12 protein-coding genes are annotated in these 15,734 nt (G+C 54.3%); 2 read left to right on the top strand and 10 right to left on the bottom strand.

Features of this window, described 5'->3' with window-relative positions; translation table 11 throughout:
* Positions 1-7: 7 nt before the first annotated feature.
* The 3 genes from casA to EDF81_RS11555 form a co-directional block, all read right to left on the bottom strand.
* Positions 8-1,555 (bottom strand): type I-E CRISPR-associated protein Cse1/CasA, encoded by a 1,548-nt coding sequence (casA, locus tag EDF81_RS11545; RefSeq protein WP_123348270.1) that lies wholly within the window; start codon positions 1,553-1,555, stop codon positions 8-10.
* A 42-nt stretch (positions 1,556-1,597) separates the two neighbouring features.
* A complete protein-coding gene (gene cas3 / locus EDF81_RS11550) occupies positions 1,598-4,300 on the bottom strand; it encodes a CRISPR-associated helicase Cas3' (protein ID WP_184999514.1) in 2,703 nt (900 codons plus the stop codon).
* A 255-nt stretch (positions 4,301-4,555) separates the two neighbouring features.
* On the bottom strand, positions 4,556-4,711 hold the full coding sequence (locus EDF81_RS11555; RefSeq protein ID WP_311316601.1) for a hypothetical protein: 156 nt from the start codon (positions 4,709-4,711) through the stop codon (positions 4,556-4,558).
* Between the two features lie 214 nt (positions 4,712-4,925).
* Between EDF81_RS11555 and EDF81_RS11560 the strand changes: the two genes are divergently transcribed.
* Positions 4,926-5,336: a hypothetical protein gene (locus tag EDF81_RS11560; protein ID WP_123348271.1), complete on the top strand. Its 411-nt coding sequence runs from the start codon at positions 4,926-4,928 to the stop codon at positions 5,334-5,336.
* Between the two features lie 51 nt (positions 5,337-5,387).
* On the opposite strand, the gene cysH is transcribed toward EDF81_RS11560, so the two are convergent.
* From cysH to cysJ, 3 genes are read right to left on the bottom strand one after another with little or no spacing between them, the layout of a single operon-like run.
* Positions 5,388-6,122 (bottom strand): phosphoadenosine phosphosulfate reductase, encoded by a 735-nt coding sequence (gene cysH, locus EDF81_RS11565; RefSeq protein ID WP_123348272.1) that lies wholly within the window; start codon positions 6,120-6,122, stop codon positions 5,388-5,390.
* 15 nt (positions 6,123-6,137) lie between these two features.
* A complete protein-coding gene (gene cysI / locus EDF81_RS11570; protein WP_123348273.1) occupies positions 6,138-7,850 on the bottom strand; it encodes an assimilatory sulfite reductase (NADPH) hemoprotein subunit in 1,713 nt (570 codons plus the stop codon).
* Complete coding sequence (gene cysJ, locus EDF81_RS11575) at positions 7,850-9,658, bottom strand: NADPH-dependent assimilatory sulfite reductase flavoprotein subunit (RefSeq protein ID WP_123348274.1); 1,809 nt, start codon at positions 9,656-9,658, stop codon at positions 7,850-7,852. The genes cysI and cysJ overlap by 1 nt, the downstream gene beginning before the upstream one ends.
* Before the next feature lie 358 nt (positions 9,659-10,016).
* Here cysJ and queD point away from each other — a divergent pair, with 358 nt between their 5' ends.
* Positions 10,017-10,379, top strand: a complete 363-nt coding sequence (queD, locus tag EDF81_RS11580; RefSeq protein ID WP_123348275.1) for a 6-carboxytetrahydropterin synthase QueD — start codon at positions 10,017-10,019, stop codon at positions 10,377-10,379.
* Between the two features lie 44 nt (positions 10,380-10,423).
* Here the strand turns inward: queD and EDF81_RS11585 are convergent, their stop codons facing one another.
* The 4 genes from EDF81_RS11585 to eno form a co-directional block, all read right to left on the bottom strand.
* Positions 10,424-11,920: an alpha-N-arabinofuranosidase gene (locus tag EDF81_RS11585; RefSeq protein ID WP_123348276.1), complete on the bottom strand. Its 1,497-nt coding sequence runs from the start codon at positions 11,918-11,920 to the stop codon at positions 10,424-10,426.
* Positions 11,920-13,335: an MFS transporter gene (locus tag EDF81_RS11590; RefSeq protein ID WP_123348277.1), complete on the bottom strand. Its 1,416-nt coding sequence runs from the start codon at positions 13,333-13,335 to the stop codon at positions 11,920-11,922. Before EDF81_RS11590 ends, EDF81_RS11585 begins: the two co-directional genes overlap by 1 nt.
* A gap of 289 nt (positions 13,336-13,624) precedes the next feature.
* A complete protein-coding gene (gene queE / locus EDF81_RS11595; protein ID WP_123348278.1) occupies positions 13,625-14,296 on the bottom strand; it encodes a 7-carboxy-7-deazaguanine synthase QueE in 672 nt (223 codons plus the stop codon).
* 137 nt (positions 14,297-14,433) lie between these two features.
* Positions 14,434-15,732, bottom strand: coding sequence for a phosphopyruvate hydratase (eno, locus tag EDF81_RS11600; protein WP_123348279.1), 1,299 nt, complete (start codon positions 15,730-15,732; stop codon positions 14,434-14,436).
* Positions 15,733-15,734: the final 2 nt, after the last annotated feature.

Consider the following 15,734-nt stretch of genomic DNA (forward strand, 5'->3'; position numbering starts at 1 on the left):
TTTCCCTCTATTCTTCGGATAGCGCGAATACATCCTTACGCGCTTTTTGCTTGCAATAGTCTTCATCCAGGCTTTGACGTGCGGCCAGCTGACGCAGCAGAATATCGTCCGGGCATTCCAGGTCGCTCAACGCTTCACGATCGAAGATCGTAAACAGGTACCGATGCAGACTCCGCTCCCAGTCGTGCATTGCCCTGCGGGTGACAGCATGTTCACACTGCGGATCGCTAAGCAGCACGCCCACCAGCGTCTGGAAAATAGCCTCGGTCTCCTGCCAGAAAGCCGTATCCACCTGGCTAAAGTCCACTTTGGCTTCATCCGGGTTCTCAAACCACGCCTTTTTTAGATGTTTTCTTAACGTCGCCAGCGACCCCGAAGCAAGCTGTAGAACAAACTGAATCACGACATTAAAACGTTCGGGGGAGGATGACTGGATAAGAGGCACCCGGTGCTGATACCAACAACGCGCCTTGGCGTTATCCATATCATATGCAAAACACCACAGCCCTACCGGAAAACTGAGATAGCGGCTGGCAATTGCACGCACAACCCTGGCAGGCTGCATACGGTTGAATTTATCCTCACTTTTCAGCATCAGAGCGGGCCAGTCTTTGTAGCTCAGACCACCTGGTTGCCCCTTTAAGGCGAGCCAGGGTGCTGAAGCATCTTTGAGCGCCTGGCGATAAGGGGAAAGAGGATGGAGCCAGCTGTCATACTGCACGCCGTAATTCTTAGTGCGCATTTGCAGAAGTAGCCCATCATGATGCTCGCCACAAAGATCGCAATTTCCTGGCTCGGTATGCTCAAAATCCAGTTCAATACGGCGCGGCATCCCCCAGTAAGCCTGAAGTGGGTGCGCGTTCTCCGGGGTCACCATCCTTCCTGCTTTTTCGCTGGTTTTTGTCGGCACCAGCCAGGGGAAAATATCCTGAAACTGTTGGGGTGAAGGGCATGCATCCTGCTCAAGTATGTTCAGCCATAACTTTTTCCAGAGAGGGATGTGTTGATCGCTGGCAGGCACCACCAGGGTGGTTAACGGACCCCCGCCGCGCAGGCCGACGCGGTATCCGGCACCGCCTGCAGGGGAGTTTGTCTGAACGGCAAAGAGCGCCATCACTGCGCAATGCGGGCAGATCCGCTCAACGACGTGACGCTTAACAAAATGATCTTTGTTCAGTTTGAGCGTATTTCCACCAGGAGCTTCAATGAGTAAGCCGGAAATCGAGGTACTTTCACAGTCGAGGGGTTCAAAGCTCTGCAAAAAAGCTGGTTTTTGCTGGCCGAATTGCATTGCTGGAGAGAGAGATTGCAGAGCATGATCCCAGTCTGCCGAGGCTATCCCCTGCTCCCAGATATCTTCCCATGCTCCATCATCTTCCGGCGCAATGGTGCATTGCATCAGCCCGATTAAAAATTGCCATGCCGCGCCCTGAAAATCAGCGCGGGGCCAGGCGACATCGGCAATATCATCATCCAGCAATTCAAGAAGAGAGATCTTTGTTGTGCTACCCGAGCGTGTCACCACGGGTAACCAGGCTTCCGTAATCAAATCCATTTATGTTACTCCGCTAAAGCTGCCTGAAAGGGCAGCAGAACATTAGAGCCGCTTTGTTTGGGGACACATCAGCCCAAAACATTTGCTGTAGTAATCCGCCTCGCCCTTTTCCGACACCAGCAGTACCTGCGCCACCGGGCGATGGTATTGTTTACGAAAGCGCTCAAGCAGCACCTCGTCAGGTAACACGAAATGTTCCTGCTGTTTTTTCCACCATGATACACGCACCTGTAAGCGACTCATTTCCCAAGGGAATTCAGTCCCGCCAGCCACCGGCTGCAGCTCGCCAGCGCTATCCAGCCATCCAAGATAGACATCGACGCTCTCTTCACCAAGCCGGGTCGAAAGTTCCCGTGTCTTATCCCATAAGAAATCGCTGGACTCGCTGTCGTAACCCTTATTGCGTTGCAAAAGACTCTGTCCCGCCACCGCCTTTTGCCCGAGCATTTTGCCGTATACATTAATCTCAATAGATTCCAGGGCTGCAGGTGCAGCAATAAGGACCTCATAAACGCCATCCACCAGCAGTCTGGCGTTATCCGGCATACGAATTTCGCCCTGCTCTCTTAATAACGCCTGGGTTCGCCATAAACAGGCATGGTCGGGATAAACATATCCGGTTCCTTTAAGCTCATCCCCCAGCCATCCCTCATTCGCATCTTCTTGCCATTCCGGGGCCAGAATATACAGCACCGGAGAATGACGCCCATCCGGAAGATCCATTTTTCGATTACCGTCCGCGTCGCGAATATGTCGCTGAAGCCTCCCCGCACGCTGGATAAGCAAATCGACCGGAGCGAGATCGCTGATCATCCAGTCGAAATCCAGATCCAGACTCTGCTCGACGACCTGAGTCGCGATTAATACTTTCCCTCTTCGTTCTTTGCCTGACGATGCTTTGCTAAACCAGCTCAGTGTTTTCTCCTCCACGGCCACACGGTCAGCAAAAGCAAAGCGGCTATGGAAAAGTAACAGGTCATCCTCTGGGATCTTTCCATCGTTGAGTAACTGCCGGAACACCCCCATCGCATCATCAACGGTATTGCGTATCCAGCATATGCATTGTCCCTGCTCTACCGCCTGGTAAATAAGCTCAATGGCCCTGGCACGTTCGGTAATCCATATAACCGACACCCGGCGCTTAACGTCTTCTCGGGTCTGGAGCTGTTGCTCCATCAGGGATTGAGAAGATAAATGGCTTAGCCAGGGGTAGCCTGCATCCTGCGTTGAGGGCAAAGAAGAGAATCCGGCTCCCTCGCGAAAAGCGGAGAGCAGTTTTTCTCTGAGGGAAGCGGGAAGCGTTGCGCTTAAAATAATGACGCTGCCGCCTTGCGCCGAATGAAAACGAAGTAGCCCTTCGAGTAATTTCACCATATAGCCATCATAGGCATGCACTTCATCGAGGATCAGGATTTTGTCCCGTATCCCCAGCAATCTCAGGGACTGATGCCGAAAAGGCATCACCGCCATCAGTAGCTGATCCAGCGTGCCTACGCCGACCTCAGCCAGCAGTGCTTTCTTACGCGAGTCAGCAAACCAGGCATGGCATTCGGCAATCGTACTGGCATCATCTTTCGCATAGTCATTTTCTTTATTTTCTGACGGTTGCCAGATGGAATCGCGAAATGCAGCGGACATACGGGATCCGCCATGAGCCAGTACCAGAGAAGGTCGGGAGCCTTCCGCGAAAAGCACGTGCCAGGCACCGGCCAGTCGCTGATACATGGCATTTGCCGTTGCCATCGTGGGCAGGCCGACAAACAATCCCTTGCCTTTACCCTCGGATAAAAGCCGATGAACAAGGATCAGCGCAGCTTCTGTTTTTCCCGCCCCGGTCACATCCTCCAGCACGATCAACTGCGGACCAGGAGCTGAAAGCTCAAGCGTTGTGGCGCACCGTTGTAGCGGCGTCAGCGTCTCAATAAACGGGAATAAATGACGATAATCCTGATAGGATGAAATCGGTGATGAGACAGGCAGAGACTGCAACGCCTTTTCTGCATTCTGGCAGGCAATCGTCCAGTATTCACTCAGTGGCATTTGGCGGCTCACAAACGGGAAATAACGTTCATCCGAGCCTAGCCAGTCGGCAAGGGTGATCAAACCGGCAAAAAACCAACTCCACTGCTTTAAACTTTTTTGCCCGTCACGCACTAGCCATTCTGCGGGTAACGAATCGATAGAAAAAAAACGATGTAAATCTCTCAGAAAATTATTTGCGGCCTGAATATCATCATCAACAAACGAAATTAATGCCCCTGCATCCATTTTATCCGGCGGTACACCATGATGGCCGGCACTGACCTCCATCCATATATCCAGCGCACGGCCAAATCGCTTCCGCTCATCGATATTTATATCAGGAAAGAGATCCCCCTCCCCCGAAACCCAGCGAGCACTGATTTTCTTCCATAACCAAAAGCCCAATGTATCATGGCGAGAACCATAGATAACACGCGCCACCGGAGGCACCAACTGGTCACTCTTATGATCAACTAACTTCTGGAAACCACGCGAAAATTTGCCTATATCATGACAGGCAAAAAGCCAGGCTAGCCATTGCGCTGCATCAGCGTCGGGCATGTTTAATTCAGAAAAAACATCTGCGACGCCATATCTGTTTTGTTTCATCATGATATAGCCGCAAGCCGCGACATCCAGACAATGGTACGCCAGCAGATGGTATTCAGAGCACTGCTCGCCGTCATGGCCATGACTTTTACCCCAGTAACGCAAATAATCCATTTCCGTATCCTTAGCGATACTTCGATTTCCCACAGTACAGATGAAGTATATTAATACCTTCCGGAGCCAAAAAACGTTAGCACCCACCAGAAGATTTGACCTGGCAATCACGATTTCAGAGGGGACGAAGAGAAACCCCGTTCTATGGGGTTTCAATTCTTTCAGGCAGGGATACTTCTCAGAGAGTTAATTATTCCAGGGTACTGCTCCCAGCTACGTATCAGGTCAACACTCAAGCCCATCGCATCGCCAAATTCAGCCTGCTTCAGGCCCGCCGTTTTTAAGGATGGCTTTAACATCCGGGAGCGCATGGCGATGTACATTTTCCGGAGCGGGTACACACTCGCCTTTTTCGATTGCAACCATCTCAGCCATGCTCTCGACCAGGTCTTCAAAAAGTTTCTTTTCCATAAATTTACACTCGTTATGACTTCAGCTTACTCATTAATATTTTGAATCCAGTAGCATAGCAATAGCGTTCTGGTTAACGGGAACGGTGAGTACAATGATTATTTCCCGAACCACACCCTTTGCCAACAAGGCATTTTTGCAATGGAGCAATACCCGATCGCCACCTGATAAGTGGCATCTCACTGTATTAAGTGAATAAGAGAAAGGATTTACCATGCGAGTACTGGCTTTATCTGCTGCACTTTGTCTTTTTTCATTACCTCTGATGGCCACTGAGTTTTCCACCAAAAGCGCCGCAATCGAGCTTGAAGGCAAAATGGCGCGTGACCTTGGGATGCGGTCGATTGCTGTCGCGGCACCCACAACCTGGCTCCCCGCCGTTTTACAGTGTCTGGAGGACATTAAAGGCGCAAGGTTTCTGCCCAGGGATTATAGCGATGAAAGACATAAATACTTCAGGGTATATCAAAAGGGGAGTCTGACGCCGGATTACTATCTGACCGTCATTGAATATGGCTTTAAAAAGATTATGGGCACACGCGCCCTTGTCTACGTCCCACCCGGCGAGTCCAGAGTCCACGGCCCCGTTCTGGCGAAAATCCTGGAATGTATGCCTGTCGAGTAGTTCGGTAATACAAAGCAGCCCGGCACACATCTTGCCGGGCCTCAAAACCACTTACCCTTCGTGCAATCCACACTCACGCTTGAGCCCAAAGAAACGGGTCTCTTCCTCGGCCATGCCCGGTTCCCATTTACGGGTGGTGTGGGTATCGCCAACGGAGAGATAGCCCTGGTCCCACAGCGGGTGGTACTTCAGGCCGTGTTTTTGCAGGTACTGGTAAACGGTGCGGTTGTCCCAGTCGATGATCGGCAGGATCTTAAAGACGCCGCGCTGAATGGCCAGCACCGGCAGATTTGCCCGGCTGCCGGACTGTTCGCGGCGCAGGCCGGCAAACCAGGTTTGCGCGTTAAGCTCGCTCAGCGCCCGGTTCATCGGCTCGACTTTGTTGATCTCATTGTATTTCTCAATGCCGTCAACGCCCTGCTCCCACAGCTTGCCGTAGCGCGCTTCCTGCCACGCTGGGCTCTGCTCTGCACGGTAGATCTGCAGATTGAGCTTCAGCTTGTCCGTCAGCTCATCGATAAACTGATAGGTTTCCGGGAACAGATAGCCGGTGTCCGTCAGGATCACCGGGATGTCCGGGCGCAGCTGGTTGACCAGGTGGAGGCTGACCGCCGCCTGGATCCCAAAGCTTGAAGAGAGCACGTATTCACCGGGCAGGTTTTCCAGCGCCCAGGCCACGCGCCCTTCGGCATCCAGGGTTTCCAGATGGGCGTTAGTTTCCGCAAGCTGGAGCACGCGCTCGACTTTCGGTAGTGCGTTCAGGGCGTTCAGATCGAGTACAGACATAGTCACCTCTCGTGGTTACTCCCAGAAATCTCTCGCCGGATCGAGTACCGGACGGATAATGCCGGTGCGTACGGTGAAGTCGCCGAAGCCCTCACCGTTTTCACGCTCTTTCGACCAGCGGCCGACCAGCTCATCAATGGAGTCGAGAATTTCCGGCTCGGTAATGTTTTCGCGGTACATACGCGGAATACGCGTGCCCATACGGTTGCCGCCGAGGTGCAGGTTGTAGCGGCCAGGCGCTTTACCCACCAGACCCAGCTCGGCCAGCATTGAGCGGCCGCAGCCGTTCGGGCAGCCGGTGACGCGCAGAACAATATGCTCATCGCCGACGCCGTGTTTTTCCATCACCGTCTCAACCTTATCGATAAACGACGGCAGGAAGCGTTCGGCTTCGGCCATCGCCAGCGGACAGGTCGGGAAGGAGACGCAGGCCATCGAGTTTTCACGCTGCGGCGTCACCGCATTCATCAGACCGCTGTCGCGGGCGATTTTCTCGATCTTCGCCTTCTGGCTGTCCGGCACGCCGGCAATAATCAGGTTCTGGTTGGCGGTAATACGGAAGTCGCCTTTGTGGATCTTCGCGATCTCCAGCAGCCCGGTTTTCAGCGGACGTCCCGGATAGTCGAGGATACGGCCGTTCTCAATAAACAGGGTCAGGTGCCATTTATTGTCGATACCTTTTACCCAGCCGATACGATCCCCGCGGCCGGTAAATTCGTACGGACGGATCGGCTCAAAAGTGATCCCCGCCCGGCGCTCAACTTCCGCTTTGAAGGTGTCGACGCCGACGCGCTCCAGGGTGTATTTGGTTTTAGCGTTTTTACGGTCGGTACGGTTACCCCAGTCTCGCTGGGTGGTCACCACCGCTTCGGCCACGGCCAGGGTGTGCTCCAGCGGCAGATAGCCGAACTCGCTGGCAGTACGGGCATAGGTTTTCTTGTTACCGTGCTCGATAGACAGTCCGCCGCCGACCAGCAGGTTAAAGCCCACCAGTTTGCCGTTTTCCGCCACCGCGACAAAGTTCATGTCGTTGGCGTGCAGATCGATATCGTTCTGCGGCGGGATCACCACCGTGGTTTTGAACTTACGCGGCAGATAGGTCTGGCCGAGGATCGGTTCTTCGTCGGTAGTGGCGACTTTTTCCTGATCGAGCCAGATCTCCGCATAGGCGCGGGTGCGCGGCAGCAGATGCTCGGAAATCTTTTTCGCCCACTCGTAGGCTTCCGCATGCAGCTCGGATTCGTACGGGTTGGAGGTACACAACACGTTACGGTTCATATCGTTGGCGGTCGCCAGCGCGTCCAGCCCGACGGAGTGCAGCATCTGGTGTACCGGCTTCACGTTCTTCTTCAGAATGCCGTGGAACTGGAAGGTCTGACGGTTAGTCAGACGAATGCTACCGTAGATGGTGTTCTCTTCAGCGAACTTATCGATCGCCTTCCACTGTTTAGTGGTGATCACCCCGCCCGGCAGGCGGCAGCGCAGCAGCATCGCATGACGCGGCTCCAGCTTCTGTTCGGCGCGCTCTGCGCGGATATCGCGGTCATCCTGCTGATACATCCCATGGAAGCGGATCAGCAGGAAGTTGTCGCCTTTAAAACCGCCGGTCAGACCGTCATTTAAATCTTCGGCGATGGTGCCGCGCAGGTAGTTACTGTCGACCTTCATGCGCTCGGCATCGGTCAGTTTACCTTCGACCACCAGTGGGCCTGGATGTTTTTCGCTCATTAGTAGACATCTCGCTGATAACGGCGCTCTACGCGCAGCTCACTTAAATATTCATCCGCCGATTCAGCGTCCATCGCGCCGAATTCAGCAATCACTTCCAGCAAAGCTTGCTCAACGTCTTTTGCCATGCGATTTGCATCGCCGCAGACGTAAATATGGGCACCGTCATTGATCCAGCGCCACAGTTCTGCGCCCTGTGCGCGCAGTTTGTCTTGTACGTATATTTTATGCTGCTGGTCGCGAGACCAGGCCAGGTCGATACGGCTCAGTACGCCCTCTTTCACGTAGCGCTGCCACTCAACCTGATAGAGGAAGTCTTCGGTAAAGTGCGGGTTGCCGAAGAAGAGCCAGTTTTTACCTGTCGCTTCATCCGCCGCGCGCTGCTGCATAAAGGCGCGGAACGGGGCAATGCCGGTGCCGGGACCAATCATAATGACTGGAGTTTCCGGGTTAGCCGGCAGGCGGAAGTTGTCGTTGTGCTCGATAAAGACGCGAACTTCGCCGTCCTCTTCCAGACGGTCTGCCAGGAAGCTGGACGCGCCGCCGGTGCGGGCACGCCCTTCTATATCGTAGCGCACCACGCCCACGGTCACGTGGACTTCGCTCTCCACTTCCGCCTGCGAGGAGGCGATGGAGTAGAGGCGCGGCGTCAGCGGACGCAGCAGGCCGATTAACGCGTCCGCATCCAGCTGGGCCGGGGAGAAACGCGCCATATCGACAATCGGCGTGGTCGCCGCGTAGTGCTGAAGCTGGGCTTTATCGCCCACCAGCGGCAGCAGGGTTTCGCTGCGGGTCAGAGTGGCGTAGTTCTCAACGATATTGGCGGTATTGACCGTCAGCTCGAAGTGCCACTGCAGGGCTTCCGCCAGCGGCAGGGTTTTGCCGTCAACGTTAACCGGCTCATCGCCCTTCAGCCACAGCAGTTCCACCAGCTCTTTGACCAGAGCCGGATCGTTCTGATACCAGACGCCGAGCGCATCGCCCGGACGGTAGCGCAGGCCGGAGTCGCCAAGATCGATTTCCAGATGGCGCACATCTTTTTCTGAATCGCGGCCGGTAATTTTCTGATTTACCGCCAGCGTCGCCGTCAGCGGCGCTTCTTTGGTGTACGGGCTGGAGAAGACTTCATTAACAGCACCGGTCGCGGTCACCGCCGCCTGAGCCGGAGACTCCGTCGGCACGCGGCCTTTCAGTACCTCAACAATGCGCGCCCGCCACTCGGCGGCGGCAGGCTGATACTCCACGTCCGTATCCACCCGGTCCAGCAGGCGCTCAGCGCCCAGCTCGGCCAGCTTGCTGTCAAAGTCTTTCCCCGACTGGCAGAAGAACTCATAGGAGCTGTCACCCAGGCCGAAGACGGCAAAGGCCGCGCCATCCAGCTTCGGCGCTTTTTTGGAGAACAGGAATTTATGCAGCGCAACCGCCTCTTCCGGCGGCTCCCCTTCACCCTGGGTGGAGGTGACCACCACCAGCAGTTTTTCCGCGGCGATCTGCTTAAATTTGTAGTCCCCGGCGTTGACCAGGTTGACGTTGAGTTTGGCGGCCAGCAGGTCGTCACGCAGGGCTTCCGCGACGCGACGGGCGTTGCCGGTCTGCGAGGCGGAGAGCAGGGTTATCGCCGGAATTTCTGCGGCAGGAGCCGGTGCGGAAGCAATGGCTGCGCCAGGCTGCTGGTTAAGCACGCCCCAGAAATAGCCGGAAACCCAGGCAAGCTGGGCGGGAGATAAGTCGGTCGTGGCCGCCTGCAGGCGCGCCAGCTGCTCCGGGTTCAGCGGAAGCAAAGCGGAAGGGGGGACCTGTGTCGTCATGCGTCGTTATGTTCCAGTAGCAAAGCTATTTTTTTATTCCCGCGATCTTCTCAGCTACCTTCGCAATGCAGCCAAAAACCCACCGGGTATCAATGTCGAAAAACAGAAGTGAAAGTAAGGTTAACGGCGGGGATAATAACAATTAAAGAAGGGATAGAAATAATAAATAACCAAAAGGACTAACCCCTTTTAGTCATAGTTATTAACAGTAAAAGTGGTTAATTAACCCGTTGATATTCATCAATAAAACCAGGACATTGTGCAGGGTGATTTTCCCTTATCGTTTTTGGCGGTTTTAGTTAATGCTAAAAAAGGTCATTTCCGGTACCCTACGGCGGTTTTTCGTCAGTCTGAGGTTATGATGTCCACCACCCTGTTTAAAGATTTCACCTTCGAAGCTGCTCACCACCTGCCCCACGTACCGGAAGGCCACAAGTGCGGCCGCCTTCACGGCCACTCATTTATGGTGCGTCTGGAGATTACCGGTGAGGTCGATCCTTATACCGGCTGGATTATGGATTTTGCCGAGCTGAAAGCGGCCTTTAAGCCGGTTTACGACCGCCTGGATCACTACTATCTCAACGATATTCCAGGCCTTGAGAACCCGACCAGCGAAGTGCTGGCCCAGTGGATCTGGCAGCAGATGAAGCCTGTTGTGCCCCTGCTGAGCGCGGTGATGGTCAAAGAGACCTGCACCGCAGGCTGTGTCTACAAAGGCTGATCTCAAAGAGGGACAGCGCCCGCTGCCCCTCTCCTTCCCTTCCGTTACTCAATCGCGATGATAATCCGGCTCCAGCTCAGCGGCGGCAGTTCGATCGTGCCGTTGTGTGGAATACTCTCCGGTTTTACCCGTTCCGGCTGGTCAAAGGTATTTTTAGCGTAGAGATCGTCGCTGCGTAACACGCTGTGTTCGCGGACGCGCGTACGCCCGAAGGCCGCCAGGTTGATATCCAGCGCCCAGCTCTGGCTGAAGTCGCAGTTAAGCGCAAAGATAATCAACTCCTTTTGCTCCGGGTTATGGATCACCGCCGACTGGACCATCCGCGCCTCGCCATACTTACTGCTGAAGGTCGGCACCGGCAAATGGTGCTGCAGCACGCAGCCCCGGGCGACGCTGGCCACCATCTCAAATGGCCAGAAGATGGTCTGGCGGATAGCGCCTTTGCCCTCTTCGGTAAAGATTGGCGCAATGACGTTCACCAGTTGGGCCAGGCTGGCCATTTTGACCCGATCCGCATGGTTGAGCAGCGAGCAGAGCAGGCCGCCCACCACCAGCGCGTCGAGGAAGCTGTACTTATCCTCCAGCAGCGGCGGCGCAACGGGGAAGCGGTTGTTTTTATCTTTGAACGGCGCATCCCAGGGATCGCCGCGCAGATACCAGACGTTCCACTCATCAAAGGAGATCATCATATTTTTATCGCTTCGCCGCAGCGCCTTCGCGTAGTTGGCCGTGCTGACGATGGTCTCGATAAAGTTATCCATATTGACGAAGGAGGCGAGGAAGTCGGTTTCACTGCCCTCATTCTCGTAGTACTGGTGGCAGGAGATGTAGTCCACGTAGTCGTACAGCTCCTCCAGTACCACGCGATCCCATTCGGGGAAGGTGGTCATCTGGGCGCTGGAGCTGCCGCAGGCCACCAGCTCCACGTCCGGGTCGACGCAGCGCAGGATCTTGGCCGTTTCCCGCGCCTTGTGCGCGTACTCGCGGGCGTTCATCTGCCCGGTTTGCCAGGGGCCGTCCATCTCATTGCCCAGACACCAGAGCCGGAAGTTGTAGGGATTTTTCCGCCCGTGCTGAATGCGTAAGTCGCTGAGCGTCGTCCCGCCTTCATGGTTGCAGTACTCCGCAAAGTAGCCCGCCTCCTGTGGCGTTCCGGTCCCAAGATTCACGGCAATCATTGGCTCAACGCCAGTTTTCTCACACCAGCGGGCAAACTCGTCGATGCCAAACTGGTTCGTCTCTTTGCTGATCCAGGCATAATCCAGCCGTACCGGCCTGTCGGCCTGCGGACCAATGCCGTCGCGCCAGTTAAAGCCGGAGACATAGTTGCCGCCCGGATAGCGCACGGTAGTGACGCCCAGCTCTTTGACCAGCTCGATGACGTCCTGACGGAAGCCCTCTTTCGTCGCCTGCGGATGTTCCGGCTCATAGATGCCGGTGTAGACCGCCCGGCCTAAATGTTCGATAAACGACCCGAACAGACGCGGATCGAGTTGCGAAATACGGTTCTGAGGATCGAGGGTAAAGGTTATCTTTGGCATCACGAGATCTCCGGTGAGTCAGCATATTTTCCAAAGCGCAGATCGTTCTGGATCCGCAGCATCATTTTCTTGTCCAGCCGGTAGAACAGGAAAATGGTCGAAGTCAGTACTCCACCCGCCGCCGGAATCAGCGTAATCATCATCATGATGGCATTAAGGGTGGTCGGGCTTTGTATCGCCGCTTCCGGCACATAGTGGGTCAGGGAGAGCACCATCGCCGTTATCGCCCCGCCAATCGCCAGGCTGACCTTCAGGGCAAAGAGGTTGCCGGAGGCATAAACGCCGGACATGCGTTTTTTCAGTTTCCACTCGCCGTAGTCGTCGGCATCCGCAATAAAGGACCAAAACACCGGCACGGTAATCGCGCCGATATACGCCCGCAGGGTGTTAAGAATAAAAATCAGCATCACGTTGGCGGGATCGACAAAGAAAATCATCATCGAGATCGCCGCGGTAATAAAACCGACGGCGATGTACAGTTTCACCTTGCAGAAATAGCGAGTCATCATATTGGTGGTCAGATTTCCCGCCACGCAGGCCACCACCCCGATACTGATAAACAGCGTGGTATACACGTTATCGAGGTGCATAAGATATTTTGCAAAATAGATGGTCGCCCCGCCGCAGACAAAGGCGGGAATACAGCCAATAAACATTCCGGCGACCACCATCAGCCACTGATCGTTTTTAAACGCCGAACGGAAGCTGACAAGAATATTTTCTTTGACCCGATGCTGCGGAAAAATACGTTCACGAGTATTAAAAACGCACATTAAAAACATCGTCAGGCCAATGACCGAAAACAGCGCGTTGGTAATAAAGAAACCTTTTTGCTGATTGCCCGCGCCGAAATAGTCCACCAGCGGCAGCAGAGTAAAAGAGCACAGCAGTACGGCACAGTTGGCCATGGTAAAACGGTATGACTGACAGGAGACCCGATCCTGTGGATTCGCGGTAATCACGCTGCCCAGCGAGCAGTAGGGAATATTCACCGTGCTATAGAGCACGGAAAGCAACAGATAGGTACAGAAGGCATAAACCACCTTCGCATTACCCGTTAAGTCCGGCGTATAAAACGCCAGAATACAGATACCGCAGAAAGGAATACAGCCATAGAGGATCCACGGACGAAAGCGTCCGTATACGGAAGTGGTTCGGTCGGCCAGCGCACCAATGACCGGATCCATACAGGCATCGAAAAGCCGGACAATTAAAAACATGCTGGCAATCAGCGCCGCATTGAGACCAAATATATCCGTATAGAAATAGGTTAAAAACATGGTAACCGGGCCCCAGCTCATGTTGCAGGCCGCATCACCAAAACCGAACCCTAATTTTTCACGAACCGTTAAGCGATCTTCCGCTGACGCGACGCTAATAGCGTCGTTATCAGGCACCACCACTTCATGAACCATATTGACCTCGTTCGACAGGGATCCCATCGGGCATGTGTGGATCGTAATCTACGAGATAAAAAAGCGCGGTGAAGTGAGTCAGTTTATAAAACGCGAAGCTGGGATTTAAGATCCATATAATCGGCAGCAAAATCTATATTATTTAACGCCGTGGGGATGCCAGCAATAACCTTATAATTTATGGTGGTGAGTATTCATCCGGATATAATTCAGATCGGAAAGAAGTGAGGGAATTAATACTGAATCGCGTCAGTATCGCACCGTCCGGCATGATACTGACGCGTCTGAATCAGGCAATATTGAGGTATTTATGCGTCTGCATGGAGAGACGCCAGTTGCGGGCGATACAGGTTTCGATACACAGACGCGTCGCGTCTTCTTTCTGGCTGATAGGCTGCAGCGCAATGATTCTCGGCTTGTCGTCGCTAAGCGTCGCCAGCAGTTCATCAAGGGCTTCAATATCGCGCATGCGCCCGACCGGATGCTTAATCTCATCGGCACGTTCCAGCGCCTGAGACAGCACGTCATAGCCGCCGCGCATATTCACCTTCGGCGAAACCGTTACCCAGGTCCGGGCTGAGGCGTGAACCTCATGGGTGCCGCTGGTTTCGATCTGGCAGCCATAGCCGTTCTGCTCCAGCAGCGTGGTCAGCGGGGTTAAATCATGAATGCAGGGTTCGCCGCCGGTGATCACCACGTGGCGAGCCGTCCAGCCCTGGCGGCCGATAATCGCCAGCAGATCTTCCGGGCTGGCCGCGCCCCATTTATCGCTCTCTTTGGTTTTCGCCAGAATGCTGAACAGCGAAATCTCACGATCCGCGAGCTTATCCCAGGTATGTTTGGTGTCGCACCAGGCACAGCCTACCGGGCATCCCTGTAGACGAATAAAAATGGCGGGAACGCCGGTAAAGTAACCCTCGCCTTGCAGGGTCTGGAACATCTCGTTAATCGGGTACTGCATACTCAACTCGGTAAAGGGGGGAGGACGGGGATTATCGCAGAAGACGGGCGGCAGGTCATGTGCGAGAGCTGCTGCACGGGAATTGGACATAAAAAAACCCGCCGAAGCGGGTTTTTATTTAAGAGCTAAAGTCAGGCTTATGCCTGGCCTTTGATCTCTTTACGACCGTTGTACGGTGCACGTTCACCCAGCGCTTCTTCGATACGAATCAGCTGGTTGTACTTAGCAACACGGTCAGAACGGCTCATGGAACCGGTTTTGATCTGGCCTGCAGCAGTACCAACCGCCAGGTCAGCGATGGTTGCATCTTCGGTTTCGCCAGAGCGGTGAGAGATAACCGCGGTGTAGCCAGCGTCTTTAGCCATCTTGATTGCAGCCAGAGTTTCGGTCAGAGAACCGATCTGGTTGAATTTGATCAGGATGGAGTTAACGATGCCTTTCTCGATACCTTCTTTCAGGATCTTGGTGTTGGTAACGAACAGGTCGTCGCCCACCAGCTGAATTTTGTCGCCCAGCACTTTGGTCTGGTAAGCAAAACCATCCCAGTCAGATTCGTCCAGGCCATCTTCGATGGAGACGATCGGGTACTGTTTGGTCAGGTCTTCCAGGAAGTGAGTGAACTCTTCAGAAGTGAAGGCTTTGTTGCCTTCGCCGGCCAGAACGTATTTGCCGTCTTTGTAGAATTCAGACGCTGCACAGTCCATCGCCAGGGTGATGTCGGTGCCCAGCTCGTAGCCTGCTGCTTTTACCGCTTCAGCGATAACAGCCAGTGCTTCGGCGTTGGAGCCCAGGTTCGGCGCGTAGCCGCCTTCGTCACCAACCGCAGTGCCCATACCTTTGGCTTTCAGAACTTTAGCCAGGGTGTGGAACACTTCAGAACCCATACGGATAGCTTCTTTCAGTGATTTCGCGCCAACCGGCTGAATCATGAATTCCTGGATATCAACGTTGTTGTCCGCGTGCTCACCGCCGTTGATGATGTTCATCATCGGAACCGGCATAGAGTATTTGCCCGGAGTCCCGTTCAGTTCAGCGATGTGTTCGAACAGCGGCTGGCCTTTAGAAGCAGCAGCGGCTTTGGCGTTCGCCAGGGAAACGGCCAGGATGGCGTTCGCACCGAAGTTGGATTTGTTTTCAGTACCGTCCAGATCGATCATGATTTTATCGATGCCGGCCTGGTCTTTTGCGTCTTTGCCCAGGATTGCCTGTGCGATCGGGCCGTTAACCGCGCCAACAGCTTTGGTTACGCCTTTACCCAGGAAACGGGATTTGTCGCCATCGCGCAGTTCCAGCGCTTCGCGAGAACCGGTAGAAGCACCTGACGGGGCTGCAGCCATACCGACGAAACCACCTTCCAGGTGTACTTCGGCTTCAACAGTCGGGTTACCACGGGAGTCGATGATTTCACGACCGATGACTTTAACGATTTTGGACATTA

The sequence above is a fragment of the Enterobacter sp. BIGb0383 genome (assembly GCF_003751845.1).
In the GTDB taxonomy this organism is placed as follows: domain Bacteria; phylum Pseudomonadota; class Gammaproteobacteria; order Enterobacterales; family Enterobacteriaceae; genus BIGb0383.

Bases quoted from the DNA above. Each gene is read 5' to 3' on its own strand.
- casA (WP_123348270.1), bottom strand. From the start codon at position 1,555: ATGGATTTGATTACGGAAGCCTGGTTACCCGTGGTGACACGCTCGGGT.
- cas3 (WP_184999514.1), bottom strand. From the start codon at position 4,300: ATGGATTATTTGCGTTACTGGGGTAAAAGTCATGGCCATGACGGCGAG.
- EDF81_RS11555 (WP_311316601.1), bottom strand. From the start codon at position 4,711: ATGGAAAAGAAACTTTTTGAAGACCTGGTCGAGAGCATGGCTGAGATG.
- EDF81_RS11560 (WP_123348271.1), top strand. From the start codon at position 4,926: ATGCGAGTACTGGCTTTATCTGCTGCACTTTGTCTTTTTTCATTACCT.
- cysH (WP_123348272.1), bottom strand. From the start codon at position 6,122: ATGTCTGTACTCGATCTGAACGCCCTGAACGCACTACCGAAAGTCGAG.
- cysI (WP_123348273.1), bottom strand. From the start codon at position 7,850: ATGAGCGAAAAACATCCAGGCCCACTGGTGGTCGAAGGTAAACTGACC.
- cysJ (WP_123348274.1), bottom strand. From the start codon at position 9,658: ATGACGACACAGGTCCCCCCTTCCGCTTTGCTTCCGCTGAACCCGGAG.
- queD (WP_123348275.1), top strand. From the start codon at position 10,017: ATGATGTCCACCACCCTGTTTAAAGATTTCACCTTCGAAGCTGCTCAC.
- EDF81_RS11585 (WP_123348276.1), bottom strand. From the start codon at position 11,920: ATGCCAAAGATAACCTTTACCCTCGATCCTCAGAACCGTATTTCGCAA.
- EDF81_RS11590 (WP_123348277.1), bottom strand. From the start codon at position 13,335: ATGGTTCATGAAGTGGTGGTGCCTGATAACGACGCTATTAGCGTCGCG.
- queE (WP_123348278.1), bottom strand. From the start codon at position 14,296: ATGCAGTACCCGATTAACGAGATGTTCCAGACCCTGCAAGGCGAGGGT.
- eno (WP_123348279.1), bottom strand. From the start codon at position 15,732: ATGTCCAAAATCGTTAAAGTCATCGGTCGTGAAATCATCGACTCCCGT.